The sequence below is a fragment of the Corallococcus sp. AS-1-6 genome (assembly GCF_020037015.1).
Classification (GTDB): domain Bacteria; phylum Myxococcota; class Myxococcia; order Myxococcales; family Myxococcaceae; genus Corallococcus.
Genome location: NZ_JAIQDE010000044.1, coordinates 25,677 through 51,317 on the forward strand (window position 1 = coordinate 25,677; position 25,641 = coordinate 51,317).

24 protein-coding genes are annotated in these 25,641 nt (G+C 72.3%); 9 read left to right on the forward strand and 15 right to left on the reverse strand.

Translation table 11 applies throughout. The annotated features are described in order from the left end of the window. Nucleotides 1-5: 5 nt before the first annotated feature. The 3 genes from K8612_RS36705 to K8612_RS39060 form a co-directional block, all read right to left on the reverse strand. The gene (locus tag K8612_RS36705) at nt 6-1,961 is read right to left on the reverse strand and encodes a tetratricopeptide repeat protein (protein ID WP_223765656.1); all 1,956 of its coding nucleotides are present in this window, start codon (nt 1,959-1,961) and stop codon (nt 6-8) included. A gap of 2 nt (nt 1,962-1,963) precedes the next feature. Continuing rightward, nucleotides 1,964-3,247 (reverse strand): hypothetical protein, encoded by a 1,284-nt coding sequence (locus K8612_RS36710; protein ID WP_223765657.1) that lies wholly within the window; start codon nt 3,245-3,247, stop codon nt 1,964-1,966. Between the two features lie 90 nt (nt 3,248-3,337). Next, nucleotides 3,338-3,460: a hypothetical protein gene (locus tag K8612_RS39060; RefSeq protein ID WP_255651485.1), complete on the reverse strand. Its 123-nt coding sequence runs from the start codon at nt 3,458-3,460 to the stop codon at nt 3,338-3,340. 366 nt (nt 3,461-3,826) lie between these two features. Between K8612_RS39060 and K8612_RS36715 the strand changes: the two genes are divergently transcribed. Next, nucleotides 3,827-4,885, forward strand: a complete 1,059-nt coding sequence (locus K8612_RS36715; protein WP_223765658.1) for a hypothetical protein — start codon at nt 3,827-3,829, stop codon at nt 4,883-4,885. A 16-nt stretch (nt 4,886-4,901) separates the two neighbouring features. Here the strand turns inward: K8612_RS36715 and K8612_RS36720 are convergent, their stop codons facing one another. From K8612_RS36720 to K8612_RS36730, 3 genes are all read right to left on the reverse strand, one after another. Further along, complete coding sequence (locus K8612_RS36720; RefSeq protein WP_223765659.1) at nt 4,902-5,792, reverse strand: YIP1 family protein; 891 nt, start codon at nt 5,790-5,792, stop codon at nt 4,902-4,904. Nucleotides 5,793-6,014: 222 nt separating this feature from the next. Continuing rightward, entirely contained in the window at nt 6,015-8,267 is a 2,253-nt protein-coding gene (locus K8612_RS36725; protein ID WP_223765660.1) for a serine hydrolase domain-containing protein, read from the reverse strand. Then, nucleotides 8,264-9,640, reverse strand: coding sequence for a GDSL-type esterase/lipase family protein (locus K8612_RS36730; protein WP_223765661.1), 1,377 nt, complete (start codon nt 9,638-9,640; stop codon nt 8,264-8,266). The genes K8612_RS36725 and K8612_RS36730 overlap by 4 nt, the downstream gene beginning before the upstream one ends. Before the next feature lie 528 nt (nt 9,641-10,168). On the opposite strand from K8612_RS36730, the gene K8612_RS36735 reads away from it, so the two are divergent. Beyond that, the gene (locus K8612_RS36735) at nt 10,169-10,450 is read left to right on the forward strand and encodes a helix-turn-helix domain-containing protein (protein WP_233587365.1); all 282 of its coding nucleotides are present in this window, start codon (nt 10,169-10,171) and stop codon (nt 10,448-10,450) included. Between the two features lie 80 nt (nt 10,451-10,530). Then, nucleotides 10,531-10,896, forward strand: a complete 366-nt coding sequence (locus K8612_RS36740; protein ID WP_223739714.1) for a response regulator — start codon at nt 10,531-10,533, stop codon at nt 10,894-10,896. 15 nt (nt 10,897-10,911) lie between these two features. Here K8612_RS36740 and K8612_RS36745 read toward each other — a convergent pair whose 3' ends face one another. Both K8612_RS36745 and K8612_RS36750 read right to left on the reverse strand, forming a co-directional pair. After that, nucleotides 10,912-11,523 carry a hypothetical protein gene (locus tag K8612_RS36745; protein ID WP_223765662.1) on the reverse strand — a complete coding sequence of 204 codons (612 nt, stop codon included), beginning with the start codon at nt 11,521-11,523 and terminating at the stop codon, nt 10,912-10,914. A 102-nt stretch (nt 11,524-11,625) separates the two neighbouring features. After that, nucleotides 11,626-13,170: a HAMP domain-containing sensor histidine kinase gene (locus K8612_RS36750; RefSeq protein WP_306799789.1), complete on the reverse strand. Its 1,545-nt coding sequence runs from the start codon at nt 13,168-13,170 to the stop codon at nt 11,626-11,628. Between the two features lie 228 nt (nt 13,171-13,398). Between K8612_RS36750 and K8612_RS36755 the strand changes: the two genes are divergently transcribed. After that, on the forward strand, nt 13,399-13,785 hold the full coding sequence (locus K8612_RS36755) for a serine/threonine protein kinase (protein WP_223739716.1): 387 nt from the start codon (nt 13,399-13,401) through the stop codon (nt 13,783-13,785). Here the strand turns inward: K8612_RS36755 and K8612_RS36760 are convergent. Genes K8612_RS36760 through K8612_RS36780 form a run of 5 tightly spaced genes read right to left on the reverse strand, consistent with a single transcriptional unit; the run spans nt 13,782 to nt 17,880 of the window. Continuing rightward, complete coding sequence (locus K8612_RS36760; RefSeq protein ID WP_223739717.1) at nt 13,782-14,777, reverse strand: hypothetical protein; 996 nt, start codon at nt 14,775-14,777, stop codon at nt 13,782-13,784. The two genes, K8612_RS36755 and K8612_RS36760, sit on opposite strands and share 4 nt — an antisense overlap. Nucleotides 14,778-14,779: 2 nt before the next feature. Continuing rightward, on the reverse strand, nt 14,780-15,181 hold the full coding sequence (locus K8612_RS36765; RefSeq protein ID WP_223739718.1) for a hypothetical protein: 402 nt from the start codon (nt 15,179-15,181) through the stop codon (nt 14,780-14,782). 12 nt (nt 15,182-15,193) lie between these two features. Further along, the gene (locus tag K8612_RS36770; protein ID WP_223765663.1) at nt 15,194-15,862 is read right to left on the reverse strand and encodes a hypothetical protein; all 669 of its coding nucleotides are present in this window, start codon (nt 15,860-15,862) and stop codon (nt 15,194-15,196) included. Next, on the reverse strand, nt 15,859-16,827 hold the full coding sequence (locus K8612_RS36775) for a hypothetical protein (RefSeq protein ID WP_223765664.1): 969 nt from the start codon (nt 16,825-16,827) through the stop codon (nt 15,859-15,861). The genes K8612_RS36770 and K8612_RS36775 overlap by 4 nt, the downstream gene beginning before the upstream one ends. Nucleotides 16,828-16,887: 60 nt before the next feature. Continuing rightward, nucleotides 16,888-17,880 carry a hypothetical protein gene (locus K8612_RS36780; RefSeq protein ID WP_223765665.1) on the reverse strand — a complete coding sequence of 331 codons (993 nt, stop codon included), beginning with the start codon at nt 17,878-17,880 and terminating at the stop codon, nt 16,888-16,890. Between the two features lie 276 nt (nt 17,881-18,156). On the opposite strand from K8612_RS36780, the gene K8612_RS36785 reads away from it, so the two are divergent. Then, nucleotides 18,157-19,203 carry a pirin family protein gene (locus K8612_RS36785; RefSeq protein WP_223739754.1) on the forward strand — a complete coding sequence of 349 codons (1,047 nt, stop codon included), beginning with the start codon at nt 18,157-18,159 and terminating at the stop codon, nt 19,201-19,203. A gap of 1 nt (nt 19,204) precedes the next feature. Here the strand turns inward: K8612_RS36785 and K8612_RS36790 are convergent, their stop codons facing one another. Beyond that, nucleotides 19,205-20,014 (reverse strand): hypothetical protein, encoded by an 810-nt coding sequence (locus K8612_RS36790; RefSeq protein WP_223765666.1) that lies wholly within the window; start codon nt 20,012-20,014, stop codon nt 19,205-19,207. 26 nt (nt 20,015-20,040) lie between these two features. Here K8612_RS36790 and K8612_RS36795 point away from each other — a divergent pair, with 26 nt between their 5' ends. Genes K8612_RS36795 through K8612_RS39685 form a run of 3 tightly spaced genes read left to right on the forward strand, consistent with a single transcriptional unit; the run spans nt 20,041 to nt 22,966 of the window. Then, nucleotides 20,041-20,952, forward strand: coding sequence for a DUF6310 domain-containing protein (locus K8612_RS36795; RefSeq protein WP_223765667.1), 912 nt, complete (start codon nt 20,041-20,043; stop codon nt 20,950-20,952). Between the two features lies 1 nt (nt 20,953). Next, on the forward strand, nt 20,954-21,733 hold the full coding sequence (locus K8612_RS36800; protein WP_223765668.1) for a DUF5953 family protein: 780 nt from the start codon (nt 20,954-20,956) through the stop codon (nt 21,731-21,733). A gap of 9 nt (nt 21,734-21,742) precedes the next feature. Beyond that, nucleotides 21,743-22,966 (forward strand): glycosyltransferase family 4 protein, encoded by a 1,224-nt coding sequence (locus K8612_RS39685; RefSeq protein ID WP_223765669.1) that lies wholly within the window; start codon nt 21,743-21,745, stop codon nt 22,964-22,966. Here the strand turns inward: K8612_RS39685 and K8612_RS36810 are convergent. After that, the gene (locus K8612_RS36810; RefSeq protein ID WP_223765670.1) at nt 22,897-24,090 is read right to left on the reverse strand and encodes a glycosyltransferase; all 1,194 of its coding nucleotides are present in this window, start codon (nt 24,088-24,090) and stop codon (nt 22,897-22,899) included. The genes K8612_RS39685 and K8612_RS36810 overlap by 70 nt on opposite strands. Nucleotides 24,091-24,178: 88 nt before the next feature. On the opposite strand from K8612_RS36810, the gene K8612_RS36815 reads away from it, so the two are divergent. Beyond that, on the forward strand, nt 24,179-25,621 hold the full coding sequence (locus K8612_RS36815; protein ID WP_223765671.1) for an MATE family efflux transporter: 1,443 nt from the start codon (nt 24,179-24,181) through the stop codon (nt 25,619-25,621). Nucleotides 25,622-25,641 lie beyond the last annotated feature (20 nt).

Genomic DNA, 25,641 nt, shown 5'->3' on the forward strand with positions numbered 1-25,641 from the left:
CCCCGCTACGCCGTCAGGGCCGCCAGCCGCTCCTGCACGCTGGCCCGGTCCTCCGCCTCCGGCGCCATGTCCAGGTAGGCGCGCAGGTCGGACGCCGCCTCGTCGCGCCGCTTCAGCTCCGCGAGCACGATGGCCCGGTTCGTATAGAAGTCCGCGACGGTCGGGGCCAGGGCGATGGCCGCGTTGAGGTCCGCCAGCGCCTCCGGCAGCCGCTGCTGGGAGTAGTGGAGCAGGGAGCGGTTGGCGAGCACCGTCGGCTGGGACGGCTGGAGCGCGAGCGCCCCTGAGTAGTCGGCGATGGCCGCCTCGACGCGCCCCAGCTCCTCGTGGGCCTGGGCACGGCCCAGCAGGGCGAGCAGCCGGGAGGGCTCCAGGTCGAGCGCGGTGGAGTACGCCTCCGCGGCCTCCTCCATGCGCCCCATGGCCCGCAGGCACTGGCCCCGGTTGATGTGGACCTCCGCGTACGGCGGGCTCAACTGGAGCGCCCGCTGGAAGTCCTCCAGCGCCTCCGCGTAGCGGCGCCCGCGCATCAGCAGGCTCCCGCGCTCGTTGAAGTACTCGGAGTAGTCCGGGTCCATCTGGATGGCCGCGGTGTAGTACTCAATGGCCTGCGCGTCCGAGCCGAGCCCCGCCAGCACCTGCGCGATGTTGTAGAGCAGCACGGAGCGGTGGAGCCGGTGGCGCTCCGGGTGCAGGTGCGACTCCAGTTGCTGGAAGCCGGCCCTGCACAGCTCGATGGCCTCCTCGGAGCGGCCCTGCCGGTGGCGGACGAACGCCAGCGCGTTGCGGTTGAAGACGCGCAGGAAGATGCGCTCCTCCTCCGGGATGTCCGCGGCGTCGATGTCCTCCAGGCCCAGGTCCAGGTAGTGCTCGGCGCGCTCCAGGTCCGGCCGGGCCAGGAACCGCCCATGCAGCATGCCCAGCGTGTAGTGGAGCTTGGTGCGGATGAGCGGGGAGGTCCGCTGGGCGCCCACGCGCGTCGCCAGGGCCAGGATGGCATCCGTGTTCCGGTGGGCCGAGTAGCTGTTGAACAAGAGGCCAGTCACCGTCCAGTACGACCCCGGCGCGTCCTCCGCCATCCGCTCCGCCTGCTCGCGCAGGGGCTCGCCGTAGTGCAGCGCGTCCGAGTACAGCCCGTAGTGGCTGGCCAGCCGGAACGCCGTCACGCGGGCCTCGAACAACGGCGCCTCACGGCCGCTCGCCTCCCACAGCCGCAGCAGCTCCGGCAGGCGCATCTCCAGCGCGATGGGGTCCTCCCGCAGCTCGGCCTCCAGCGCCTCCGCGCGCCGGGAGGCCTCGTCCGGCGCCAGCGCGGCCGGCGCCGCTTCCCGAGGGAAGTCCTCGCGCACGTGGTGGATGGGGACCGTGCGCGGCAGCCGCGCCATCAGCGGCTCCGCCTGCCCCGGCGCCACCGCGAGCACCAGCCGCAGGCCCAGCGGTTGGGCGCGGCGGCGCAGCAGCTCCAGGTAGAAGTGCTGGACCAGCTTCCCCGCCTGGTCGAACGCATCACACAGGATGACCCAGGGCGCCGGCGGCGCGTGCCGCTTCCAGGCGGCCATCAGGTCGATGAGCCCGTGGGAGATGCGGAAGACGCGGTCCGCCGGGAAGTTGCGGACCTTCTCGTGGCTGAGCGCGCCGTCCGTCAGCGTGGTGTGGCGCGCCTTCATCTCCCGGCGCAGGGAGGGCAGCACCGCGAGCAGCTCGTAGTCGTGCTGGACGAGCAGCCCGGGCGCCTCCTCGCGGAGCGCGGGGATGCTCGCGGCCAGCAGGTCCCGCAGGCCCGCCCACGGGCCGCCCCAGGCCATGTCGCCGTTGGTGGACCAGACGCGGGCGCCGCCGCGCCCGGCCTCGTCGGCCCACCGGGCCAGCAGCGCCTGTCGCCGGGCACCGGGCTCGCACTCCAGCAGCAGCACGGACGGGGACTCCATCACCACCGGGAAGACGTCGTTCGCTCGTGTCATGGTCACTCCAGCGCCACTGTCTGGGAAAGCGCCGCCGCGGCGCGCTTGCGGCCGGAGCGGTCCCGCGCGATGCCGCGCAGCCACAGGAAGAGGCCCACGCCCAGCGTGCCCAGGCCCACCGTGCCCAGCACCAGGGCGTCCACCACCGCGTAGACGTGGTCCCCCGGTGAAGCCAGCGCGTGGTGGATGGAGCGGACGTAGGCCAGGGCGACGGGGAGCTGGACGCCGAACAGCAGGGCGAAGGCCAGCAGCCGCCCCAGCACCCAGAAGCCCGCGTAGACATGGATGACCCGGCGCTCAGCCGGGGGCACCGCCTCCAGGGGGTCCCCCTCTGGAGGGCGGGAGCGCAGCAGCCCGCGCACCCGGTGCTTGAGCAGCGCCTCCGTGTCCCCCATCAGGTTCTTGCACCCGAACAGGTTGACGAAGACGCAATACATGTCCGTGCGGAGGAAGAACTGGAACTGCCACAGCACGCGGAACGCCAGCATCAGGAGCGACGCGCGCAGCAGCCACTGCGTCTGCAAGGCCAGGGACACCCAGCCCTGCGCCTGCGCGAAGAGCGTCAGCAACGACAGGGCCATGAGGACCAGGTCCAGCAGCGGGCCCGCCAGGAAGGGCAGGTAGCGCTGGCGCCGGGGGATGCCCCAGACCCCGGTCATGTCCGTCTCCGCCACCAGGATCCACAGCCGGTGGCTGATGCCCAGCCGGCACGGCACGCCCACGGCACGCGCGGCCACCAGGTGCGCCATCTCATGCAGGAAGAGCATCCCGTAGTTCAGGGCCAGCAGCACCAGCAGGGTGACCGTCATGTGCTGGGACACGGCCAGGGACGACCAGCCGGGGAGGATGGAAGGCCGCAGCACCACCGCGGCCACCGCCGCCATGATGAGCGCGCCATAGGCCCCGAGCGCCCACGGTCCGAAGAGCGCCTGCGCGAGCCCCCGGGGAAAGCCCGCGAAGTGGTAGCGCACCGGATCCGTCCGCGGCGCGGACTCCGGAGGCGGCTGCGCCGTCACGGCGCGCGTCGCGTCGCGCAGGAAGCCCCGCGGCTCCAGCGCTTCAATCAACCCCTGCGCATCAGGCACTTCGCCGTACTTCGAGACGTAGAAGGCCTCCGCCTCCGCCAGCGTCCTTCCTTCGCGCAACTGGTCGAGGAGCTCCACGGCATCCGGAGGAAGCGCCAGGAAGACGCCCTGCGCCGGCAGGCCGATGATGACCTCTCCGCCCTCCTGCTGCCGGGTAAAGGCAGCCACGATGAACGTCGACGTCGCGGCGTAGTGGCTCACACCCGGCCCCCGTGGAGCAGCGCGAAAGGGAACTCCAACCCGGCATGGAAGGAATGGGGGTCCACCCTTCCATCCCGGTCACAGAAGAGACTAGTTGGCGCCGGCGCCCGTCAGGATGCACCAGATGTCGTAGTAGGCGGCGGTCGTCTTCACGGTCTCCATCTCGCGGATGGTGAACTTCTTCATCGCCGGCTGCGTCGAAGTGCTGTTCATGAGACTCTCCTGGATTGGCTTTCGGGCCACGATGGCGCCGTGCCGATATCGAGAATAGTCTCATCAAATCACAAGTCAATAACAGCCATGAGATATACTCAAACAGGGGAAATGCTGGATTGACGCAAGGAATTGTCGGCCCGCGTCAGTCACATCCGCCCGGACCCGCCAACGTCAATCCAGACCCGGTGTCACACGGCCCCATTCCACGCCGTCTGGTGAGGGATTGCGGGGAGGAGCCCCGGGCTGGAGAGGGATTGATGGGTTCACGCCGGACCTCACGGTGAGGGCCGTGGGTGCCTTCCGCATGCACCCGGGGTTCTGGCATATTCCATGGAGGTCATCTTTTTCCGGGAGGAGTTCAACATGGTCCGCACCTCGAGCCTCTTCAGCGCCCTGCTCCTCCTGAGCGCCTGCCAGAAGCCCGCGGAGTCCTCCCTGACCGTGCCCGCTGCCGCGCCGGTGAAGGTGGCGCCGTTCTCGCTGTCGGTGCTGCGGGACGAGGCGTCGTCGGGCTGTACCTGGCTGCGGCTGGAGTCAGACGGCAGCCGCAGGGCGCTCGTCACGGTGGACGCGGCGTGTGACGGGTTGCAGCTCGCGTGGAGCCCGGACGGCAGGCACGCGGCGGTGCGCGACCCGGCCGGCAGCGCTCGGGGGCCCGGGCGGGTGTGGACGGTGGACCTGTCGTCCGGACAGGGCTCGGCGCAGCTCCTGCCGGAGGAGGGGCTGACGGGCGCGGTGGGGTTTGATTCGGTGGGGCGGCTGGTGGCGTTGACGGCGCACACGGGCGAGCTGGTGCGGCGCGACGACGTCTTCCTCTTCGAGGGCCGGCGCATCCCCATCCCGGAGCTGGACGAGGGCGCGGGGCTCGCGCACGCGTACCGGCTGGAGGCGGGGGCGTGGAAGCGCATCGAGACGGTGGCCACGCGCGGTGACGCGGACGCGGTGTTCGCGCTCGCGACCACGGAGATGCTGGTGTCGTCCACGGTGGCCGGGGACGTGGACGCGCTGGCGGCGCAGGGCCTGGATGAGGGCAGTCAGGACGCGGCCCGGCTGGACGCGGTGGTGCCCGAGCGGGGGCACGACGTGTTCGGCGGCTGGGCGCGCGTGGAGTCGCGCGGCGGTCCGCTGTTCGCGTGGCAGACCGCGGGTGAGCAGACCGCGCTGATGATGCCGGTGCGCTGGGAGGTGGAGGACGGCCACCTGGGCGAGCCCGAGGGACTCGCCCTGCCCGCCCACAGCCCCGTGCGGGCGCTGGCGCGCGGGGACCTGCTGCTGCTCGCGGGCGAGACGCAGGCGCGCGTCTACGACCTGGGCTCGCGGCGCCTGGCGGCGTCCTTCGACGGCTTCCGGAGCGTGCGCTTCTGGCCGGAGCCGGGCTCGAGGGTGCCGCGCGGAGCCACGGCGGCGTCCGGTCAACCGTAGGCGCGCGAGCCGCTCCTCACATCTGCCCCGTGCTCTTGAGGGCCGCGAGCACGATGGCGCCGTAGACGCCACCGCAGAGGCAGCAGGAGAGCACGGGCACCAGGAGCGCGCCCGCGAGCGCCGTGCCCCAACTGGTGCGGTGCAGCGTGCGGTAGGTGAAGGCGCGCAGGCCCATGGCCCAGAAGGGCGCGGCGTACACGGCGACAAAGGGAATGATGCCGACGATGTACGGAGCCTGGGACATGGCGTGAGCGCGCAGGGTCACGGAGAAGCCGCGCTCCACGCCGCCCATGCGGAGGATGAGGTGGTCCAGGCCCGCGTTCACCAGGGTCATGCCGGTGCTGAACACGGGCATGAGCACGGTCCAGGCCGCCATGCCGACGGTCATCCAGAGCTTGACGGTCTTTGGATCCGCGCCGCTCCCGCCCGTCTCCGTCTCCGGGATGAAGCCCATGATGACGCCGATGAGCGCGGTGTAGACGAGGCCTGTCGACAGGAAGCCGGCGATCGCCGACAGCATCACGAAGCCCATGGAGCTGCTCACGGGCGCGTCGGGGTTGACGCCCCGGAGGGTCTCCGTGGGCCGCATCAGCATGCCGAAGCACGTCCGCCAGAAGGCCTTGAGCGTCCCCAGCTCCGCGCGCTGGTCCCAGGGCAGTTGGCCCAAGGGTTCACGGTCAAGGCAGGTGGCGCAGACGGTGCCCTCGGGCCCCTGTCGAATGCAGCGGGCGCAGGCGAACACGCCACAGCGAGGGCAGGTGGCCACGCTGAGCCACTCAGGGTGCACGGCGCAGACGGGCTCGGCGCCGCCGGGAGCCGGGGCCACCAGCAGCGAGGCCCCGCACCGCGCGCACGTCTCCGCGCCGGGGGTGAAGGGGGCCTGACAGGAAGGACAGGAAGGCGTCATCGCCGCGCATCCTCGCACGGCTCGGACCCCGTCATGAGCACAGCCGATGGAGCGGAGCTCCCGGCCGCGCGGTCTCAAAACCTGTCCGACTGTCGGACAGGTTTCCACGGCCCGCCTCCGCCGGGTGGACGCGGCAGGGCTCTCACCTTCTCAGCGCCAGGGACAACCTCCGTGTCCGGAGGCTTGGGAGCCGTGCCTTCCCGGGATGCCCGGTCGCGGGCGCTACGGCTCTGGCGCGGACTCCGGATCCACCGGCACCGTGGGGGACGTGCTCCCGGCCTTGTCCTGTGCCGGCGCGCTGCCCGCGGGTGCCACGACGCCCGGCTGCGCTTTCGGGGCCCGGGCCTCCTGCGCGGCCCGGACCTGACGGGCCCGCTTCGCCTGGGCCAGGGCCGCCTTCGCCGCGCCCGCGTCACCCAGGGCACGCTCGCGCTTCGCCAGCGCGTCCCACAGCTCCGGCGCGTCCGGATGCAGCGTCACCGCCGCGCGCAACAGGCCCCGCGCCACCTTCGGCGAACGCGTGTCCAACAGCCGCTTCAGGAACCCCGTGGGCGACAGCACCAGCGACCCCTCCGGCGTCTCGAACGCCTCACGCACGTGGGGAATCGCCTCCGGCTCCCGGTCCGCCTCCATCAACCCCACCGCCCGCGCCAGATGCGCGTCCATCGACTCCGGATGCAGCTCCGTCGCTCGCTCCAACCAGCGCATCCGGTCCACCGGCTTGCGCTTCGCGCGGTCCGCCAGCGTCAGCAGCTCGTCCGTGTAGTCGGGCCGCACGGCGGGGGCGCGCACCGCCGCCTCCTTCAGCGCCGGCCACAGCCGCTCCGGATCCTTCATCGCCTCCAGGCGCGTGCGCTTCAGCGCCGGCACCTCCGCGCGCCTCCACCCCGCGACGAAGCGCGCCACGTCGCTCCGCACGGACGGACTGAAACGCTCCGCCTCCGGACACTTCAGCGTCTCACACGCCGACAGGTAGTCCGCGAAGAAGCCCGCCGCGCCCTGCGTCCGGTACGCGCGCAGCCGCTCCGCGCCCATCGCCTTCTCCACCGTGGCCGCCATGTGCGCGCCCACGCGGATGAAGAGCGACTCCGCGCGCGGCTCGTGCGCGCCGCGGATCCGCTCCATCGCGCCCCGGCCGTCCCGGGCGATCGCCGCCCGGTCGAAGAGCGACGACACCTTCGCGAACGCTCCCGCCAGGTCCGTCTCCGGCGGCAGCGTGCCCGGCCCGCGCGTGGCCCAGTCGTGGTACGCGAGCCCGTAGCTCGCCAGCCGCCCCATGCCCTCGTAGACGACCGCGTCCACCGGGTCCGTGAAGTGTCCGCCCCGGGCCGGCGCGCCCTCGTCCAGCACCGTCTCCATCAACCGGATGGACAGCCGGCGCAGCCGCTTCGCCTCGTCCTCCACGTTGGTGGCGAGCGCGATGGCCGTGTCCTCCGCCGGCAGCAGCACCAGCAGCGTCGTCGTCTCCGGCTGCCCGCCCGCGTGCGCGACGATGTAGTGGCCGCGCAGCGGATAGGTCGCGAAGCCCATGCCGTAGTCGGTGATGTGCCCGTCGCGCGTCACCATCGTCGCCTGCATGCGGCCCATCGTCTCGCGCGACACCAGCGTGTGGTCCAGCACCGCGCGCGCGAAGCCCAGCAGGTCCTCCACCGTCGCGCGCGTGCCGCCGCCCGCGAAGCGGCTGGTGACGTCCAGGAAGCGCGAGGGCTTCAGCGTGGCGCCCGACACCCGGTAGCCCACCGCCTGCTGCGCGTCGCGCGTGCTGATCTCGTCCACGTCCGCGTGGCTCATGTTCGCGGGGCCGAAGACGTGGTCGCGCAGGTACTCGCGGTAGGACTGGCCGGAGGCCGTCTCCACCGCCGCGCCCAGCAGGTTGAAGCCCCACGTCGTGTACAGGTAGCGCGTGCCCGGCTCCGACACGAGCGGCCGGTCCGCGAACAGCCCGATGGCCTCCTTCGTCGTCACCGGCTTCGTGTTGTTGCCGGCGCTCGGGCTGTCGTAGGTGGGCACCCCGCCCAGGTGGCCCAGCAACTGCCGCACCGTCACCGGCCACTGCTTCACCGGGTACTCGGGCACCAGCGTGTGGATGTCCGCGTCCAGGTCCAGCTTGCCCGCCTGCGCCAACTGCATCACGGCCACCGCCGTGAAGGACTTGGTGATGGACGCCATGCGGTACGTGGTGCGCACCGTGGCCGGCAGCTTCTTCGCCAGGTCGCGGTAGCCGTAGCCGTTCATCCACCGCTGGCCGCCCCGCATCACGCCCACGGACAGGCCCGCGGTGGGGCCCTGCTTCAGGTCCGCGCGCACCAGCGCGTCCAGCGCGCGCTGCACCTCCGGAGGGAACTCGGAGGCCTTCGCATCCGGCTCCGGCGCGGCCTTCGCGCTGGCCTCCAGCGGGGGCTTCACGGCGGTCGCCTGCGCGAACGCGGGCCCCGCCTCCAGCAACACCCACAGCGCGACGAAGAGCCGCTTCATGGCACCACCTCCGCGGTCTCGCTGCTCGCCCCGGTGTCCGCGGCCTCTTCACGCGAGCTCGTGAGCGCCGGCACCGCGCCCTCGTTCACCCAGCCCGCGAGCAGCGCGTCCGAGACCACCTGCCCCAGCAGGTCCAATCCCTGCCCCCGCGGATGCACCAAATCATCGTGCATGAACCCCGCCTGGTTGAAGCGCTCGAGCGACCCCGCGCCGCCCATCGCCGCGTAGAGGTCGAAGAAGCCGCAGCCCTCGGCGAGCGCCACCTCGCGCTCGGCCTGGATGGCGGCCACCAGGAACGGCCGCTGCGTCAGGGGCTTGCCCTTCGCGTGCCCGTCCCGCACCGCGTCCATGGGGCCCACCACCAGGCACGCGCTGCCGGGCGCGGCGGCGCGGGCGCGGCGCAGCAGCGCGGCCAGGTCCTGGCGCACGGTGGGCAGGTCCGTGCGCTTCCACTCCAGGCGCTTGGACTCGTTGCCGCCCAGGAAGAAGAGCAGCAGCTTCGGGTCGCGCTGGGCAATCTGCGCCTTCAGCGCGTCCTCCTCCAGCCGGGCATACAGCGTGGCATCCGCGGACGGCACGCCGAGCATGTCCAGCACGATGCCGGGCCCGTCCTTCTGGAGCACCACGCCCTGCACGATGGCGCCCCTGCCCTCCGCGGTGATGTCCAGCCACTTCGCGCCCGCGGGCAAATCGAAGGACGTGGTGCGGCTCTTCCCGTCCTCCTGGGGCTCCGTGCGCGTCAGCACCGCGCCATCCACGGACACGACGAGGCGGCCCGCGCCCTTCACGTCCTTCCACCACAGCGTCCCGCGCGGCTCGCCCTCCAGCTTGAAGCGGCCCCGGGCGCGGTCCTCCGTGGCCAGGTGATACACGCCGGTGATGCCGAACGGGTGCGGCGGCGCCTTCAGCTCGCCCAGCGTGCGCGGCTGCCAGCCGTGGCTCACGGCGGCCGTGCGCCCCCGTCCGCCGTACGGGGCCATGCGGTCCACCAGCAGCACACCCCGGCCCGCGCCGCCGAAGCCCGCCGCCAGCTCCTCGCGGACCACGTCCACGATGCGGTCCCCCGCGATGAGCGAGTTGCCGAACGCGGCGATGACCGTGGGCGCCGCCCCCGGAGCCTGGACGAGCCCGTCCAGCGCGGTGAAGAACGGCGTCAGCGCGGACCGCGCGCAGCCGGCGTCACCCTGCTCCAGACAGGGGTCCTCCACCGCGCCCCCCGGGGCCTTCAGCCGCGTGGCCAGCGCGTGCAGGTGTCCGGCGCGCTCGGTGGTGGGCGGCAGCGCGCGGAACGCGGAGCGCGCCACCGGCCGCGCCTTGCTGGGCGCCTGCGCGGGCAGGCTCGCGGAAGCGGGCACCACCTGGGGCGAAGCCACACCCGTCACCGGGGACCCGGGAGCTTCGGAAGGTCGCGCCTCCTCGGAGGCGGGCCGCGAGACACCCGCTCCTGGCGGCGGCACGGAGTCCGTCGCGGGCGGCGTCGTCAGGGGGAAGCGGTGAGGGGGTGTGCGGGACTCGCACCCGGGGAGCAGGGCCCCCGCCAGGACAGCGAGCAACCCCGCCCGCCAGCGCCCGCGCGAGACATCGAGAACCGTCATGTGGCCCGGGAGCGTAGACGAAAGCCCGGGGACACGCATGTTCTGGACCCCACGCCTGGCCGCCTCGCGAGCCGCCCCGGCGTGACCTCCCGGACATTGAATCCGTCCGGGAGCGCACGTCCTGGCCAGCCCCCCCGGTGGAAGAACCGGTTTCCCGTACCCCAGTGCAAATGCAGGGTCAGGCCGCGAACATGCTCCCTTCACATGGCGCGGCGCGCCCCCAAATTATCCGCCGCGAATATGGCGAAGAACAGGCTCACAACGTGGACGAAGCTCCACCGGCGATTTGGCGACCACGTGCGCCGCATGCGCAACAGCCGTGCGCTCACCCAGGAAGCCCTCGCCGAGCGCAGTGACCTGTCGGTGGACGCCATCCGCCGCATCGAGCGGGGCGCCTTCTCTCCATCGCTCGACACGCTGGGCAAGCTGTCCGTGGGGCTGGACGTGTCGCTCAAGACGCTCTTCCACTCGTTCGACCTGGAGCGCACGGACGGCGTGGCGGAGATCTGCGACTTCCTCGCGTGCCGCTCCGGCTCCGAGTTGAAGCTCGCCTGGCGCGTGCTCCAGGCCATGTTCGACGAGCGCTGAAGCACGCGCCGTGCGCTGCCGGTCACACCCGGCAGATGTTCCCTGTCACTCCCCGCGCGATTGCCCTATGCGTCGGGCCCATGAGCCGCGCGCCCCCCACCCTCCTCCTCGTCGAGGAAGACAGCGACCTGCGCGACGCGCTCGTGGAGATCCTCCTCGCCGAAGGGCACACCGTCGCGGCCACGGAGAACGGCGACCAGGCGCTCGCGTGGCTGGGAGCGCACCCGAGCCCCGCGCTGGTGCTGGTGGACATGTGGACGCCGCGCAAGGACAGTTGGCGGCTGCTGGACACGCTGCGCCGCGAGCCCCGCTTCGCGGACCTCCCCGTGATGGCCATCAGCTCCAGCGAGGAGCGCCACCCCGCCATCCGCGAGGTGCTCTCCAAGCCCTTCGACCGCGAGGCCCTGCTCGCCGGGGTGCGCCGCTTCGTGCACCCGCTGCACTGAAGAAACGCGAGCCCCTCAGCCGCCGGTGGTGCGCTGACTCAACTGGCCCACCACGGCCGGGTCCAGGCGGAACGAGTCGAAGAAGCGGTCCGCGTCCTCGGGCGCGCGTCCCTCCGGGTGCAGCAGGAGCTGCTGGTACAGGCGCGGGCCCACCATGAAGAAGCGGCCCCGGAGGCGGCGCGAACCGGACACGCCGCCCACCTCCTGGCCCGGGAAGCCGCCCTCCATCTCCAGCGGCTTCGCGCTGATGGCCGTCGCCCCCAGGGCCTCCAGCGCGCCCTGGCTGGCGCGGTCCACCACGTCGCGCGGGCGCACCTGCGCCACCGCCGCGAGCGGGAAGTCCGTATAGGAGACGTAGTAGGCGGTGTCCTCCTGCGTGCGCGCGGCGATGAACGTGTGCAACGTCACCTCGCCCACGTCCGTGGGCTGCACGCGCCGCTCCTCGGTGACGGGGCCGGGGAACGTCACGCTGAAGCCACCCTCCTGGGACTGGACGACGGAGGACGGCGCCTCCCGCACGGGCGCGGCGGGGGACACGGGGGGCTCGGTCCGCGTGCGCCCCGCGCACCCTCCCAGCACCAGCAGGGCGGCGGCCAGCGGCACGGCCCGGTAGGAACGCTTCATCATCCAGACGGCTCCTGACATGGGGCCGCAAGGTACGCCCTGCCCCGCCCGGGCGCATCCCTCCACTTCACCCGGGCCCGCTTCAGGCAACGGTTGCCCTGGCCTTCAGTGCATCGCGCCAGGGCCCTCGCTGGCGGGCTCCTCCTCGTCGGAGGGCGCGGGCGACATCGGCGGGCCGGCGGACACCCGGGCCATGTGGACGCGGAACACGGAGCCCTGGCCGGGCTGGCTCTGCACCTCGATGCGGCCGCCGTGCGCCTCGATGATCCGCCGCGACACCGACAGCCCCAGCCCCACGCCCGGGGCGCGCTGCTTCGCGTTGCCCGCGCGCTGGAACGGGATGAAGAGCCCCTGGAGTTCGTCCGGCGACATGCCGATGCCCTGGTCCTCCACGGCCAGCACCACGTGCTCCGCTTCTCCGCGCACGGACACCTCCACGCGGCTGCCGGACGGGGAGTACTTGAGCGCGTTGCTCACCAGGTTGTTCAGCACCTGCTCCAGCCGGGCGGGGTCCGCGCGCACCAGCACCGGGCTGTCCGGCACCACCAGCTCCAGCGTGTGCCCGGAGTCGTTGGACTGGTACAGCTCCACCACGGAGCGCGCCAGCTCGCGCGTGTCGCGCACCTCCGGCTGGAGCTCCAGCTTGCCGGCCTCGATGCGGGTCGCGTCCAGCAGGTCCCCCACCATCCGGTCCAGGCGCGCCACCTGACGGCGCACCAGCGCCAGCGTGCGCTGCATCCGCTCCGGGGTGACCTCTCCGCGGCCCGTCAGCGCGGTGGACAGCTTCAGCGCGGACAGGGGGTTGCGCAGGTCGTGCGCCACGCCCGCCAGGAACGCCAACTGCTGCTCCTGCTGGTGGGTCAGGCTGTCCGCCATCTCGTTGAAGGTGTGGGCCATGTCGCGGATCTCCAGCGGGCCCTCCTCGGGCGCGCGCAGGTGCCTCCCGCCCCGGCCGAAGCCGGCCATCGCGCTGCGCAGCGCCGTCACCGGGCGCAGCGCGAAGCGCCTCAGCCAGAAGACCACCAGGCCCAGCGTCGACAGGACCAGCAGGCCCAGCACCAGGCCCAGCACGTCGGCCATCTCGCTCCAGCGCGCCGCGCTCTGCCGGGCCTCCTGCGCCTGGTCCACGTTGATCTCGATGAGGCGCTCCAGCGAGCGCAGCGCCGCGTCCAGCGAGGCCATGGCGGACGCGTCGTGCTGGGCCGCGGTCACCCCCGGACCGAGCGGCGCATGCTGCGCGGCCAGGTAGGCGTAGACCTGCCGCTGCACCTCCGTCACGGTCTGGCGCTCCTCGTCCGTGGACGCGATGGCGTGCATCTCCACCATCTGGCGGCGCAGGTCGGACTCGATTTGGGGAGGCGAGCGCCCGCGCGACGGGTCCGCCACCATGGGGGTCCCCGGCGACGCCAGCAGCCGCGAGTGGACGAGCAGGTCCACCTCCAGCTCCTCGGCCTGCCGGACGCCTTCCACGGATTCACTCAGCGTGGAAGCCATGTGCTCCAGGGCGGTCGTCAGCACCACGAGCAGGGTGGCGGACACCGTCGTGAGCAGGACCAACCCACCCACCACGGTGGAAAAGAAGGCGCGAAGGCTCATCGCGGCCTCCGCGCGAACCTCCGGCTGGCGTCCCGCTTCGTCATGGTCGCGCATCCTCCCTCCGGGCCGCGCCAACCCAGTTGGTCGCCGCCCTCTTCCCAGGAAAGCAACAAGCGTCCGATTTCGTGGATTCGCGCCCCGGCTGCTGGCGGGCCGCCGCCCCCGGACGGGGCCCCCAAAAGGAGCCGGCCTCCCGAGGCCCGGCCATGTTAGTCAGCACGGACACGCGGCCCGATGCGCACCCGGCGCTCGGGCGCCTGCTCTTCTCGATGAGGTCACCCGATGGATCTGCTCGCACCACCGGCCCGCACCCTGAACTTCGATGCCTTCTGGCGCTGGCTCCAGGAGCACACCAACTGCATCCTGCGGTGTGGCTCCCCCGACATGACCCTGTTCGACCATGACGACTTCCACTGGATGCTGATGGAAGAGGAGCGCCAGCACGTCCTCCAGCTCATCAAGGGCAAGTCCCTGGTGGGCGAGATGGTGATGGTGGGCCGCGAGGTCTCCGAGGTCACCATCTCCCCGGATCCGGACGCGGATCCGCAGGCGGGCCACTTCCTGGTGGAGCTGATGGGCGGCCCCAAGGAGGACCCGCAGGTGATGTACCACTTCATCATGGCCCACGGCATCGAGCCGGCCACCGGCCACCAGGGCTTCAAGCACTAGCGCGCGACGCGCTCGATGGCCTCCACCGCCGCGTGGACGCCGTTGACCCAGGTCGAGGGGCGCGGGGGCCCGGCCTGGTGCAGGAGCAGGGACGAGACCTTCGCCTCCAGCTCCGCCGCGTCCTCCACCCGCTCCGCCGCCTTCAACCGCAGGGCCTGCCGGTCATAGAGCCGGGGCCGCGCCCAGGCCACCAGCGGCGTCCCGGTGGCCCGGGCCTCCTGCACGGTGTTGTAGCCCCCCGCGCCCACCAGCACGTCCACGCCTCGCAGCACCTCGAGCGCGGGCCAGACCGTCAGCCCGCCTTCGTGGGGAGTGGGGACGAGCCACAGCACCTCCGCATGGGGGGTGAGCGACGCGCGCAGCCGGGCCACCGTCTCCCCGGCCTCCGCCACCTCCTCCGGGCGCCCACAGCCCATCACCGCCACCAGGGGCCGCGAGTCCCCGTCATCCAGCCCCAGCCGCCGCCGGGCCTCCACCTGGGACAGGCACGCGTCCGCGTCCAGGAGCAGCCACGGCGCCGTGCGCACCGCGCGCGGGTGGTGCATGAAGGGCGCGTCCTCACCGGGCACGACGAGCAGGTCGAACGCGTCCACGGCGCGGGCCACGTCGAAGCGCTCCACGTAGACGGGGTTCAGGTCGCGGTGCACCAACACGCGCGGCGCGCGCACCGTGGGCAGCAGCGCCACCAGCTCCCCGGCGAGCCCTCGGGGAAAGGTGTCCACCACCAGCACGTCCGGCGTGGACTCCGCGAGCCACGCGCCCACCGCCGCCACGGTGGCGGCCTTGTCCAGCCGCGCGTCCACGCGGTGCACGGTGGCGCCGGGGCCCAGCCACGACTCCAGGGGCAGGCCGGGGGCGAACGGGCTGTTGGTGAGCAGGTCCACCGCGTGGCCCCGGGCCACGGCCGCGCGGGCCAGGGCCGCGGCGCGCGTCAGGTGCCCCAGGCCTCCGCCGAGCGCGTAGAGGCGCCAGTGCCGGCGTCGCGCGGCCACGCTCAGCTCCCGCCCAGGTCCTCCTCGAAGGAGGCGTCGTCCTCGCGCCGCACGCTCTCGCCGTCGGCCTCGGTGAAGTCGTTGGGGTCGCTGCCGGAGGACGAGGACCCGGAGCCGCGCCACGCGTCGCGGCCGTAGTAGCCGTAGTCCTCGTAGTAGTAGCTGGGGTCGTCCTCGTCGTAGTCGGAGGTGTCGGACGGGTCGCGGTTCTCGTCGCCGTTGTCGGCGGCGCGCGCGCACGTCACGCAGACCGTCTCCTCGCCGTCGAGCGTGCGCATGTGCAGCAGGCAGATGGCCTTCTGGCAGCGCATGCACTGCGTGGTCGCCCCCCGCTCACACGGGTGGGAGAAGAGGAAGCCGGAGGTCTCCTGGCACTGCTCTGCGGATGCGAAGGAAGGGGACATGGCTTGGGAGGCTCAGGGCGACGCGGCGCCCGCGGGGGTCTGGAGGCGGAACAGCAGGGCCATGCGCAGGGGCAGGTCCAGCGAATCGAAGCCGAGGCACGCGGCGGCCTCCGGCGACACCGGCTGCTTGGTGGCGAGCACCGTCTTGCCGGAGGGGTCGCGCAGGGACAGCTTGCCGTCGCGCACCTTCACGTGGACCGCCTCCGCGCCGGAAGCGCCCTTCACGGACGCGCCGCCGCCGTCCGGGGCCACGGTGTAGAGCACCGCGCCCTGCGCATCCGTGAGCTTCCACCCGGCGCCCTCGCGCGCGAGCGTGTAGCGCACCGCCGAGCGCGCGGCGTCCTTCACCTGGTACGCGTCCGGGCCGCCCGTCACATAGGCCAGCACCGTGTCGTCCGGACCGGACACCTTGAGCTCGCCGCCCTTCCACTTGTAGCGGGCGACCTCCTGGTCCGAGCCGTCGACGAGCTTCGCGCCGTCGTCCTTGGGCTTGAGCGAGAAGCGCTCGCGGTCGTCGCCATCCTTGAACTTGAGCTTGGCGCCCGCCTCCTTCGGCTCGGCGGCGGCGGCGTTGGCGGGGATCGCCTGGGTGTGCGGCGCGGGCGCGGGGGCACTTCCCTGCTGGCACGCCGAGACCCCGAGCACACCCAGGCCCACGAGGAACAGGACACGAAGCTTCACGGCGTGGACCTCGATTTCCCGGGCTGGCCCCGGGAGCGGGAGTGGTTGAGCACCTGGTAGAGGCTCAAGAGCATCATCGTAGCGGCGCGCGCCGCGTCCTGGCGCGCCGGAAGCCTCCCCGCCTGGGGCGTCGTGCCGGCGGGAGGGGCGGGCTTCGTCGTCAGGACGGTCCACTCCTGATCCAGCACCGCGCGCATCGCCACCCGGTCTTGCGCCACGTCCAGCCGCGACAGCGCGACGCCCGGGGGCAGCTTCGCGGCCTTCTTCGCGTTCGCGCGCTGCTCCGCCAGCCCGGGGAAGCGCTCCGGCTTCACGCGCAGCCCCACCTGGAGCAGCGTCTTGCCCTTGCGCTTGGTCTTGAGCTTCGTCTTGCCGCTGCTGCCGCGGCCGGTGCGCCTGCGCTTCTGCAGGTGCTCCACGGCGGACAGGTGCAGGTGCGTGCCGTCCGCGAAGCGCCCGTGCAAAGACAGCCACGTGTCCGTGAAGTCCTCGCTGTCCCACCGGCCCCGCTTGCGCTTGCCCACGCACTTGCGCGCGTCGTCCACGGGCGCCAGGTCCAGCTTCACGTCCACGGGCGCGCTCGCGTCCAGGTCCACCTGGAAGCGCTTCAGCAGCGTGGCCAGCAATCCATAGCGCCGGTTGTCCAGGTCCGTGCGGCTCGTGCTGCCCCGGACGATGAAGAGGACGATGCCCGCGACGAAGCTCGCCACGCCCACGAGCCACGGCATCCCCGCCAGCGCGTCCTGCCGGGCGAACGAGAGCTGTCCCACCACGGCGGACAGCAGCGCGCAGCCGGCGACGCTGAAGGCCAGCAGGCCCCAGGCGGCGATCCACAGCGTGCGCCGCTTCCCTTCCGCTCGCGCGTCCAGCTCCCCCAGGGCCTTCAGGTCGGCCAGCACCTCCGGCACCGTGGCGCGGGCTTCGTACACATACGTCTTCTGGAACGCGGAGGGGTCGAACGCCACGGGAGAGGAGCCTTGTTCAGGGAAAGCCGCGCGCGAGCGTAGGAGGCGCTCCCGGGCGGGTCAAACCGTCTCGCGGCGGCGGAGCACGGCCCGCTGCTTCGCGCGTCCGCGGGTGGAGCCCAGCACCTGGTAGATGCTCAGGAGCATCATCGTCGCGGTGCGGGACGCGTCGTCCTGCTCCAGCGCCTGCTTCCAGACGGCGGGCGTCTCCGGCGAGCCCGGCTCGCGGCCGGCCCGCGCCACCCACTGGTCGGACAGCCGGGCGCGCAGGGACAGCCGGCCCGCGGCGACGCGCACCCGCTCCAATTCGACCTTCCGGGGCAGGCGCGTGGCGGCGGTGGCGCGCACCTTGAGCCGCTCCAGACCGGGGTAGCGCTCCGGCTTCACGCGCACGGACACCTCCAGCCGGGCGAAGCCCTTGCGCTTCGTCTTCGTCTTCGTCTTGCCGCTGGCGCTCGTCTTGGAGCGCTCGCGCTTCTGGAGCCACTCCACCATGCGGACCTGCACGAAGGCGCCGTCCGCCAACCGGGTCTCCAGCATGAACCACGGGTCCACGAAGAAGTCCGTGCTCCACCAGCCCACCAGGTCCTGCTTCACGCGCTTGTCGAGCGCGTCCGGCGGGCGCAGGTCCAGCTTGAGCCGCACCGGCGCGTCCGGGGCCAGGTCCAGCTCCAGGCGCCGGAGCAGCACCTGGGCCAGGCCGTAGCGCCGGTTGTCCAGGTCGCGCGGCCTGAGGGTGTAGCGCCACAGGAAGAGGAGGAGCCCCACGACGAGCAGCGCCACGCCCACCCCGCCCGTGAGCTGGAGGAGCCGGGCGCCCGCCTCGGTGATTTCGTCCCGCTCCACGGTGCCCGACCACACGCCGTAGGTCAGGACGGCCATCACCGCGCCCGGAATCACGGTGAACCTCCCGGCCCACGCCAGCGCGCGCCGCTGCCCTTCCGCGCGGGCGTCCAGGTGGGCAAGGACCTCCAGGTCCTCGAGCAGCGCCGGCACCGGCGCGCGGGACTGGTAGCGGAAGACCTCGTGGAAGCGGCTGACGTTGACCGCCAAGGCGGTGGACTCCGTGCGATGCCCGTCGGGCGGACCCGCGCGGGAGCGTAGGGGCCTCCGGGTCGTCCCACCAGGGGTGAACCGCCGGCCATGCAGGCAGGCCGGGCGCCGGGAAGGCGGCGACGTTAGGTAGAATGGGCGGCCCCAACGGCATGGAGCGCGAGGTGGACCGTGGATGAAGTGAGCCGGAGGGCAGCGCTGAAGCTCATCGCGGCGGCGGGTGTCACCACCGTCGCGGGGTGTTCACGCGGCTCGGGAAAGGCGGAGGAGTCGAAGATGGGTCAGCAGCAGGCACAGCAACCGGAGGCCGTGGTCCGCGTGGACGCGCTGGGGCCGTCCCCCACCCCGTGGCGCACGCCGGATCCGTTCCTCTTCTGCGTGCACCATGACGACCGCTACCCCCAGGGCAACGAGCAACTGGGGCCCAGGGCGTCGCTCGCGGGCCGGGACATCGGCCAGGACTTCGCGGGGCGGGACGGCTGGAACATGTACCACGGCACCGTGGTGCCGGGCTTCCCGCAGCACCCGCACCGGGGCTTCGAGACGGTGACCATCGTGCGCAACGGGCTGTTGGACCACTCGGACTCGCTGGGCGCGGCGGCGCGCTTCGGCGAGGGCGACGTGCAGTGGCTCACCGCGGGCGGCGGCATCAACCACTCGGAGATGTTCCCGCTGCTCAAGCAGGACCAGGGCAACCACATCGAGCTGTTTCAAATCTGGCTCAACCTGCCGCGCGCCAACAAGATGGTGCCCGCGCACTTCTCCATGCTGTGGAACCACGTCATCCCGCGCCACGTGGCGAAGGACGACGCGGGCCGCGTCACGAACGTCACCGTGGTGGCGGGCAACCTGGGGGACCTCCAGGCGCCGCCGTCGCCGCCCCGGTCGTGGGCCGCGAACCCGGACGCGGACGTGGCCATCTGGACGCTGAAGATGGAGCCGGGCGCGCGCTGGACGCTGCCGGCCGCGAAGCGCGGCACGAACCGGATGCTCTACTTCTTCCTGGGCGCGGGGATGAAGGTGGGCGGCCGGGCGGTGCCGGCGAGGAGCGCCGTCGAGCTGCGCGCGGACGTGGACGTGGTGCTGGAGAACGGGCCGGAGACGGCGGAGCTGCTCCTGCTCCAGGGCAAGCCCATTGGCGAGCCGGTCGTGCAGTACGGCCCGTTCGTGATGAACTCGCGGCAGGAGATCCAACAGGCCTTCGCGGACTACCAGCGCACGGGCTTCGGCGGCTGGCCGTGGCCCAGCCACGACCCGGTGCACGCGCGGGAGGAAGGCCGCTTCGCGCGGCACGCGGACGGCAAGGTGGAGCGGCCGGCCTGAGTCAGGGCTTGTCGGGCGCGTGGCCCTCCCAGTCGAACTGGATGGAGGGCGCCTTGACGGATTTGGCGTCCTTCATGAGGAAGCCCTCCTGGCGCGTGCGGGCGCGCTCCAGGGCGGGCTTCAGGGAGGCGGGGATGGGCAGCAGCACGCCCACCACGAACATGTTCCCGCGGCACATCTCCGCCGCGTAGCCGAAGGAGATGCGCACGGCGACCTTGTCCCCTTCGACGTGGTGGAACGCGACGGAGCGCTTCACGTTGTCCAGGCCGTACTCGAAGCCCACGCAGTCCTCGCCGGCCTCCAGCCCCTGGAGCAGCGCCTCCACGGTCTTCGCGGCCTCGAAGGCCTTGGGGTCGCCCATGAACTTGCGCACGTAGCCGTCCGCCTTGAGGGCCTTGAGGACGTCCTTCTCCGGGAACAGGTCCAGCAGGTTGAAGGCGTCCTTGCCCCTGGTCACGTCCCGGGTGACGTAGATGCGGCTCGCGTACGGGTGCGCGCCGCCGGTGTAACCGCCGTTGGACTCCTCGTAGCTCACGTACGGCCCCACCACGGACAGCACGGTGAAGGACTGGGACGCCTCCCAGTCGGACGTGTCCCGCGTGGCGTCCACGCCCTCCGTGACGCTGGCGAGGAACTCCTTCTTGCGCGACTGGAGGCCGAAGACCTCCTTGCCGCCGCGCAGGGCACGCAGGTCCTTGGACGACATCTCGAACGTGACGTCCGTGCCGGTCACCTTCCACGTGAGCGGCTGGGACTTCGGAGCAGGCGCCGCCGTGAACAGCGCCGCCATCACCACGGAGCTCATGAGCATGCGCGCCATGCTATGGCAGACAGGCCATGTGTTTCCGCACCTGCGTCGCACTGCTGCTCCTCGTCGCCACGGCCTGCGCGACGACGCAGCCGCCCGAGTCCCGGAGCCCAAGGCTCGCCAACCTCCAGCGCGCGGCGGCGCTGCCCTGGAGGGACGAAGGGCGGTGCGTGGTGCGGGAGGCATCCCGGCCCTGGTCCGAAGTGGTGGAGCAGTGCTTTCCCGCGCTGGACACGCGGCGGGTCCGGTTCCGGGACGTCGAGCAGCGATGTCCCGTGGCCACGGCGGACGCAGCGAGTCTCCAGATGGTGGTGGGCGTCTGCCTGCTGACGCAGCCGGAGATCGTCGTGGGCGCCGTGGTCGTCATTGGCGCGGTGGCCGTGGCGGTCGCCATCGCGGATGCGCTGGAGGCGTATGAACTGCGGCACGCGTATCCGGATGAAGATGCACCCCGGACACGGCCTCTCGCGCGGCAGCCCGTGGCGGAGCACAGCCCGGAACCCCAGGGGAGCGCCTCCGGACGAGACTGGTTTCCTCCGCCAGGGCCTCCCAGTTCGGGAGACCCGCATGAGCGACGCCCGGAGTGCCGGCCTCAGCCCTTGGCGCACCTGGGCGGTGATGCCCTGCACAACCAGTGCGCGGACCGGGTGCCCTCGAACGACTTCGCCGGCTCGGATGTGCTCATCAACGGCAAGCGCTTCGACGCGATGCAGCTCCGCGCGCGCGTGCTGTGGGAGATCAAGACTGACAACTTCGACACGTTCACGTCCGCGCTGCGGAAGATCGTCGTAGGGAAGCAACTGCTCGAACTGCGCCGGGAACGCGATATCGCGAAGGCTTGCGGATTTGACTTTCGGGTCGGTGTTCGGAGCGCCGCGCATGCGGCCGCGCTTCTCGAACAAGATGCTTCTCTCGATATCGTGGTCATGGACTGGTGCTGAGATGGCGGATCCGCGGAAGACCTTCGTCTTGATTGCCTATGCGCCCGCGCTCGTGAGGGATGACCGTCGGACGCTCGCCGCGACCCATGCCATGGAGCGAGCGGTTCCTGGACTGCGCCTGGACCGGACGATTTCCGATGACGGGACGGTCCTCGCCCTTCCCCAGCGCGATGCGTGGCTCACGGATGCCGCCGCGCGCATGGAGCTCCCCATGCTCTGCAATGGGGACGAGGACGCCCTCGTTACATTCTACGGTTTGGATACATCCGCGGGCAGCTCACCGGGAGGCCTCCCCGTCTTTGAGATCCACGCCGAGGTCCCGCCGGCCATCGCAACCACCTCATCGCTACGGGACGCGCTGGTTTCGGTATCGGAGGCGGCCCACGCATTCTGGGCACGGGTGCTCCCCGAAGGTCTCGCCCTCATCGTGGCGCGGCAGTTCCACCACCTCGGGGATGAGCCACATTCCCCCCCTCGGGGCCTGCCATCGCTCAAGCTCCCCTGGGAGCTCCGCTCCCCGGACGTTCCGCATTATCTCGGCTGGCTCAACTACTGGTCCGCCGCCACCGCGCGGCTGCTCGGGTTCCCGGATGCGACGCGTGACGCGGAGCTGCTGACCCGTTCACGGCGCACCGCGAGCGGAGGGTGGCTCGTCCAGCTCACGGAGGCACCGCTCGACCTGGACGACCCCGCCCACCTCGACGCCCTGCTGCGCGCCTACGCTCGCTTCCCTGAAATCGGCGGACGTGCCCCGTTTGCCGCCGGCCCTGTGTCGCGGTAGCACCGGGCCGTGGGCACCTCCGGCATCGTCTACGCGTCCTTCGACCGCTTCCCCGCGCCCAAGGGCGCCGCCGTGCACATCCGCGCCTTCGTGGAGGCCCTGGGCGCCGCGTTCGGCCCGGTGGACCTGGTGGCCATCGGCGATGCGCCGGGGGCTCCCCCGCCTGCCCTGGGCCCCCTCGTCACCTACCACCCGCTGGGTGCCCGCGGGAAAGACCTGGTCGCCCAGGCGCTGACGTTCCGCTCGCACCTGGGTGCGTGGTGGCGGGGTCGGCCGCGCGCGAAGGTCGTCCACGTCCGCTCCATCTTCGAGGGCTACCCCATCGCCCGGCGCAAGGCCGCCCTCACCGACGCGCTCGTCTACGAGGTCAACGGCCTGCCCTCCATCGAGCTCAAGTACCACCACCCCGACGTCGCGGATGACGCGGAGCTGATGCGCAAGCTGCTCGCCCAGGAAGAGGCCTGCCTCCAGGCCGCGGACCTCCTCGTCACGCCCAGCGCCGTCACCGCCGAGTACCTGCGCTCCCGCGGCGCGGACCCGAAGCGCCTGCGCGTCATCCCCAACGGCGTGGACCTGGACGTGTTCCGCCACGCGCCTCCACGCCCCCCCGAAGCGGGCCGCCCCTTTCGCATGCTCTACAGCGGCACCATGACCGCGTGGCAGGGCGTGCACCACGCCATCGAGGCCTGCCGCCTCCTGCGCCGCGACCTGCCGGTGACCCTCACCCTCGTGGGCCCCCTGCGCAAGCACGCGCGCCGCGCCCTCCTGGACCGCTGCGGCGACCTCGTGCTCCAGGGCGCCGTCGAAATCCTCGAACCCCTGCCCCAGGAAGAACTCGCCCGGCTGCACCACGCCTGCGACGTCGTGCTCGTGCCGCTGCCCGTGAACGACCGCAACTGCGTGCAGGGCTGCTGCCCGCTGAAGCTCCTCGAAGCCATGGCCACCGGCACGCCCGTCGTCGTCAGCGACCTGCCCGTGACCCGCGCGCTCGCGGAGGCCACCGAGGCCTACCGCATCCGCCCCGGCTCCCCCAAGGCCATCGCCGAGGCCATGAGGGACCTCATCGCCCATCCCGCGCTCGGCGCCTCACTGAGCGCCAACGCCCGCGCCCGCGTGGAGCGGGACTTCCCCTGGGGCCGCGCGCAGGAGGCGCTGGTGAACGCCTACGCGGACGACCTGGGCATCGCGCGCGTCAGCACGCGCGACAACACCGCGGCCTCCGCGTCCGCCTGAAAGCCCGCCTCGACCCGCGCGCGCGCCGCCGCCCCCAGCGCCGCGCGCTTCGCCTCGGGCAGGCCCAGCACGTCCAGGCACGCCTGCCCCAGGTGGTTGAGCAGCGCCTTCTCCACGATGAAGCCATTCACCCCGGACTCCACCGCCTCCGGGATGCCACCCGCGTCGCTGGCGATGACCGGCCGCGCGCACGCCATCGCCTCCAGCAGCGCGTTGGGCATGCCCTCCCACAGCGACGGCTGCAAATACACATCACACAGCCGCAGGTGCTCCGCGATGAGCTCCGGGGACTCCAGCGCGCCGGAGATGAGGACGCGCGCCGCGTCCTCCGGGTGCTCCGCCCGGTAGGCGACCAGGTGCTCCGCGTCCCGGGCGCGCACCTCGCCAATCACCAGCAGGCACGCGGGCCGCACGCGCCGCACCTCCGTGAGCGCGGACAGCAGGAACGGCAGCCCCTTCTTGTGGCGCAGCTCCCCGGAGAAGCCGAGCACCGCCTCGCCCGGCTGGATGCCCAACCGCTCCCGCAGGGCCGCGTCCGCCGGGCCCGGTGAGAACAGCGCCGTGTCCACCGCGTTGGGGATGACCTCCACGCCCGGGTCGCGGCCCAGCAGCATCGCCATCTTCCGGCCCAGGTCCGCGGAGGCCGCGGTGAGCACGTCCGCCCGCTGGAGCGTCCAGAGCAGGCGGGCGAAGTCCCCCGGCGGGAACATCAGTTGGTCCACGTCATTGCCCCGCGCGCTGAGGATGGAGCGCAGCCCCGCGCTCTGCGCGAACACCACCGCGAGGAAGCCCGGCGGGTACAGGTAGTGCCCCCACACCAGGTCGTACTTGCGCCGCGAGTGCAGGTGGCCGAGCACGTCGAGCGTGTGCTGCATGGACAGGTCCGCGCTGCCGAACAACCCCAGCCGGTGCAGCGTGACGCCCTTCGCGAACGGCGACACGTCCCCCGCGTCCGGCGCCGTCTCCAGCGCCCCCGGCCGCGCCGTGCGCGTCCAGGCCACCACGTCCACGCGTGCGCCCAGCCGCACGAGCGAGCCCGCGGTGCGCGCCCCGCTGCGCGCGAGCCCTCCGATGTCAGGGGGAAAGCGCTCGGCGAGGAGGAGGACGCGGGGACCGGAAGCCATGCCCTGAATCTACCCGCCCGCGCGCGCCGGCAGGCGGGGAACCGCGAGGGATGAAAGCCGGAAGGTGTCCCGTTGCAACGCGCAATCCATGACGCAACCCCCGCCTGAAACCTTCGCCCGGGACGCCGCCCCTCCTGCCGCTGGAGCCAGGGGCCTCCTCGCCTCCCTGTGGCTTGCGCTGAAGGGCTCCACCGAGGACCTGGCCACCGGGCCCGTGGACCGCGCCTTCCTGCTCTTGTCCGTGCCCATGGTGCTGGAGATGGTGATGGAGTCCGTCTTCGCCCTGGTGGACGTGCTCTTCGTGTCGCGCCTGGGCGCGGACGCCATCGCCACCGTGGGCCTCACCGAGTCCATGCTCACGCTGCTGCAGACCCTGCCGCTGGGCCTGTCCATCGGCGCCACCGCGCTCATCGCGCGGCGCATCGGGCAGAAGGACCCGGAGCGCGCCGCGAGCGCCGCGGTGCAGGCCCTGGGCCTGGGGCTCGCGCTGGCCGTGCCGCTGGCGTTCGCGGGCAGCTACTTCGCGCGTCCGCTGCTCCTGGCGCTGGGCGCCGCGCCCGGCGTGGTCGAGCACGGCGCGGGCTACACGCGGCTGATGCTGGCCAGCTTCCCCATCATCATGCTGCTGTTCCTCATCAGCGCCATCCTGCGCGGCGCGGGGGACGCGGCCACGTCCATGCGCGCGCTGTGGCTGGCCAACTCCGTGAACATCGTGCTCGCGCCGCTGTTCATCTTCGGCCTGGGCCCCGTGCCCGCCATGGGCGTCACCGGCGCCGCGCTGGCCACCACCCTGGGCCGCTCCACCGGCGTGCTGTATCAGGTGTACCGCCTGCTCAAGGGCAGCGGACGTCTGGAGTTGCGCCGCCGCCACCTGCGCGTGGAGCCGTCCGCGCTGCGCTCGCTGCTGAGGCTGTCGGGAGGCGCCACGCTCCAGTCGCTGCTGGGCATGTCCAGTTGGCTGGTGCTGATGCGCATCGTCGCCACCTTCGGCAGCACCGCGCTCGCGGGCTACACGCTGGCCATGCGCGTGCTGCTCTTCGCGCAGCAGCCGTCCTGGGGCCTGTCCCACGCGGCGGGCACGCTGGTGGGCCAGAGCCTGGGCGCGGGCGACACCGACCGCGCGGAGCGGGCCGCGTGGCGCGCCAGCTTCTACACGCTCGCGTTCCTGGGCGTGGTGGCGGTGGGCTTCCTCCTCTTCGCGGAGCCCCTCATCCACCGCTTCACCACCGAGCCGGAGGTGGGCCTGCACGCCGTGCGCTGCCTGCGCATCGTCAGTTGCAGCCTGGCCCTCTACGCCTTCGTCACCGTGCTGCCCCACGCCTTCAACGGCGCGGGCGACACCACCACCCCCACCGTGGTGAACGCCCTCTTCTCCTGGGGCCTCCAGTTGCCGCTCGCGTGGGTCCTCTCCCATCCCCTGGGCCTGGGGCCCTCGGGCGCGTTCATCGCCATCGCCGTCACCTACGGCGCGCTCGGGCTGGCGAGCGCCGCCCTCTTCCGGCGCGGCGGCTGGAAGCTGCGCCACGTCTGAGACGACCCTCCTCCAGCCGA

Excerpts from the sequence above, each read along its gene's own strand:
- K8612_RS36720 (WP_223765659.1), bottom strand. The coding sequence starts at position 5,792 with ATGACGCCTTCCTGTCCTTCCTGTCAGGCCCCCTTCACCCCCGGCGCG.
- K8612_RS36785 (WP_223739754.1), top strand. The coding sequence starts at position 18,157 with ATGGGTCAGCAGCAGGCACAGCAACCGGAGGCCGTGGTCCGCGTGGAC.
- K8612_RS36800 (WP_223765668.1), top strand. The coding sequence starts at position 20,954 with ATGGCGGATCCGCGGAAGACCTTCGTCTTGATTGCCTATGCGCCCGCG.
- K8612_RS36750 (WP_306799789.1), bottom strand. The coding sequence starts at position 13,170 with ATGCGCGACCATGACGAAGCGGGACGCCAGCCGGAGGTTCGCGCGGAG.
- K8612_RS36740 (WP_223739714.1), top strand. The coding sequence starts at position 10,531 with ATGAGCCGCGCGCCCCCCACCCTCCTCCTCGTCGAGGAAGACAGCGAC.
- K8612_RS36705 (WP_223765656.1), bottom strand. The coding sequence starts at position 1,961 with ATGACACGAGCGAACGACGTCTTCCCGGTGGTGATGGAGTCCCCGTCC.
- K8612_RS36735 (WP_233587365.1), top strand. The coding sequence starts at position 10,169 with ATGCGCAACAGCCGTGCGCTCACCCAGGAAGCCCTCGCCGAGCGCAGT.
- K8612_RS36715 (WP_223765658.1), top strand. The coding sequence starts at position 3,827 with ATGGTCCGCACCTCGAGCCTCTTCAGCGCCCTGCTCCTCCTGAGCGCC.
- K8612_RS36815 (WP_223765671.1), top strand. The coding sequence starts at position 24,179 with ATGACGCAACCCCCGCCTGAAACCTTCGCCCGGGACGCCGCCCCTCCT.
- K8612_RS36795 (WP_223765667.1), top strand. The coding sequence starts at position 20,041 with ATGTGTTTCCGCACCTGCGTCGCACTGCTGCTCCTCGTCGCCACGGCC.
- K8612_RS39060 (WP_255651485.1), bottom strand. The coding sequence starts at position 3,460 with ATGAACAGCACTTCGACGCAGCCGGCGATGAAGAAGTTCACCATCCGC.
- K8612_RS36755 (WP_223739716.1), top strand. The coding sequence starts at position 13,399 with ATGGATCTGCTCGCACCACCGGCCCGCACCCTGAACTTCGATGCCTTC.
- K8612_RS36745 (WP_223765662.1), bottom strand. The coding sequence starts at position 11,523 with ATGATGAAGCGTTCCTACCGGGCCGTGCCGCTGGCCGCCGCCCTGCTG.
- K8612_RS36725 (WP_223765660.1), bottom strand. The coding sequence starts at position 8,267 with ATGAAGCGGCTCTTCGTCGCGCTGTGGGTGTTGCTGGAGGCGGGGCCC.
- K8612_RS36765 (WP_223739718.1), bottom strand. The coding sequence starts at position 15,181 with ATGTCCCCTTCCTTCGCATCCGCAGAGCAGTGCCAGGAGACCTCCGGC.
- K8612_RS36810 (WP_223765670.1), bottom strand. The coding sequence starts at position 24,090 with ATGGCTTCCGGTCCCCGCGTCCTCCTCCTCGCCGAGCGCTTTCCCCCT.
- K8612_RS36790 (WP_223765666.1), bottom strand. The coding sequence starts at position 20,014 with ATGCTCATGAGCTCCGTGGTGATGGCGGCGCTGTTCACGGCGGCGCCT.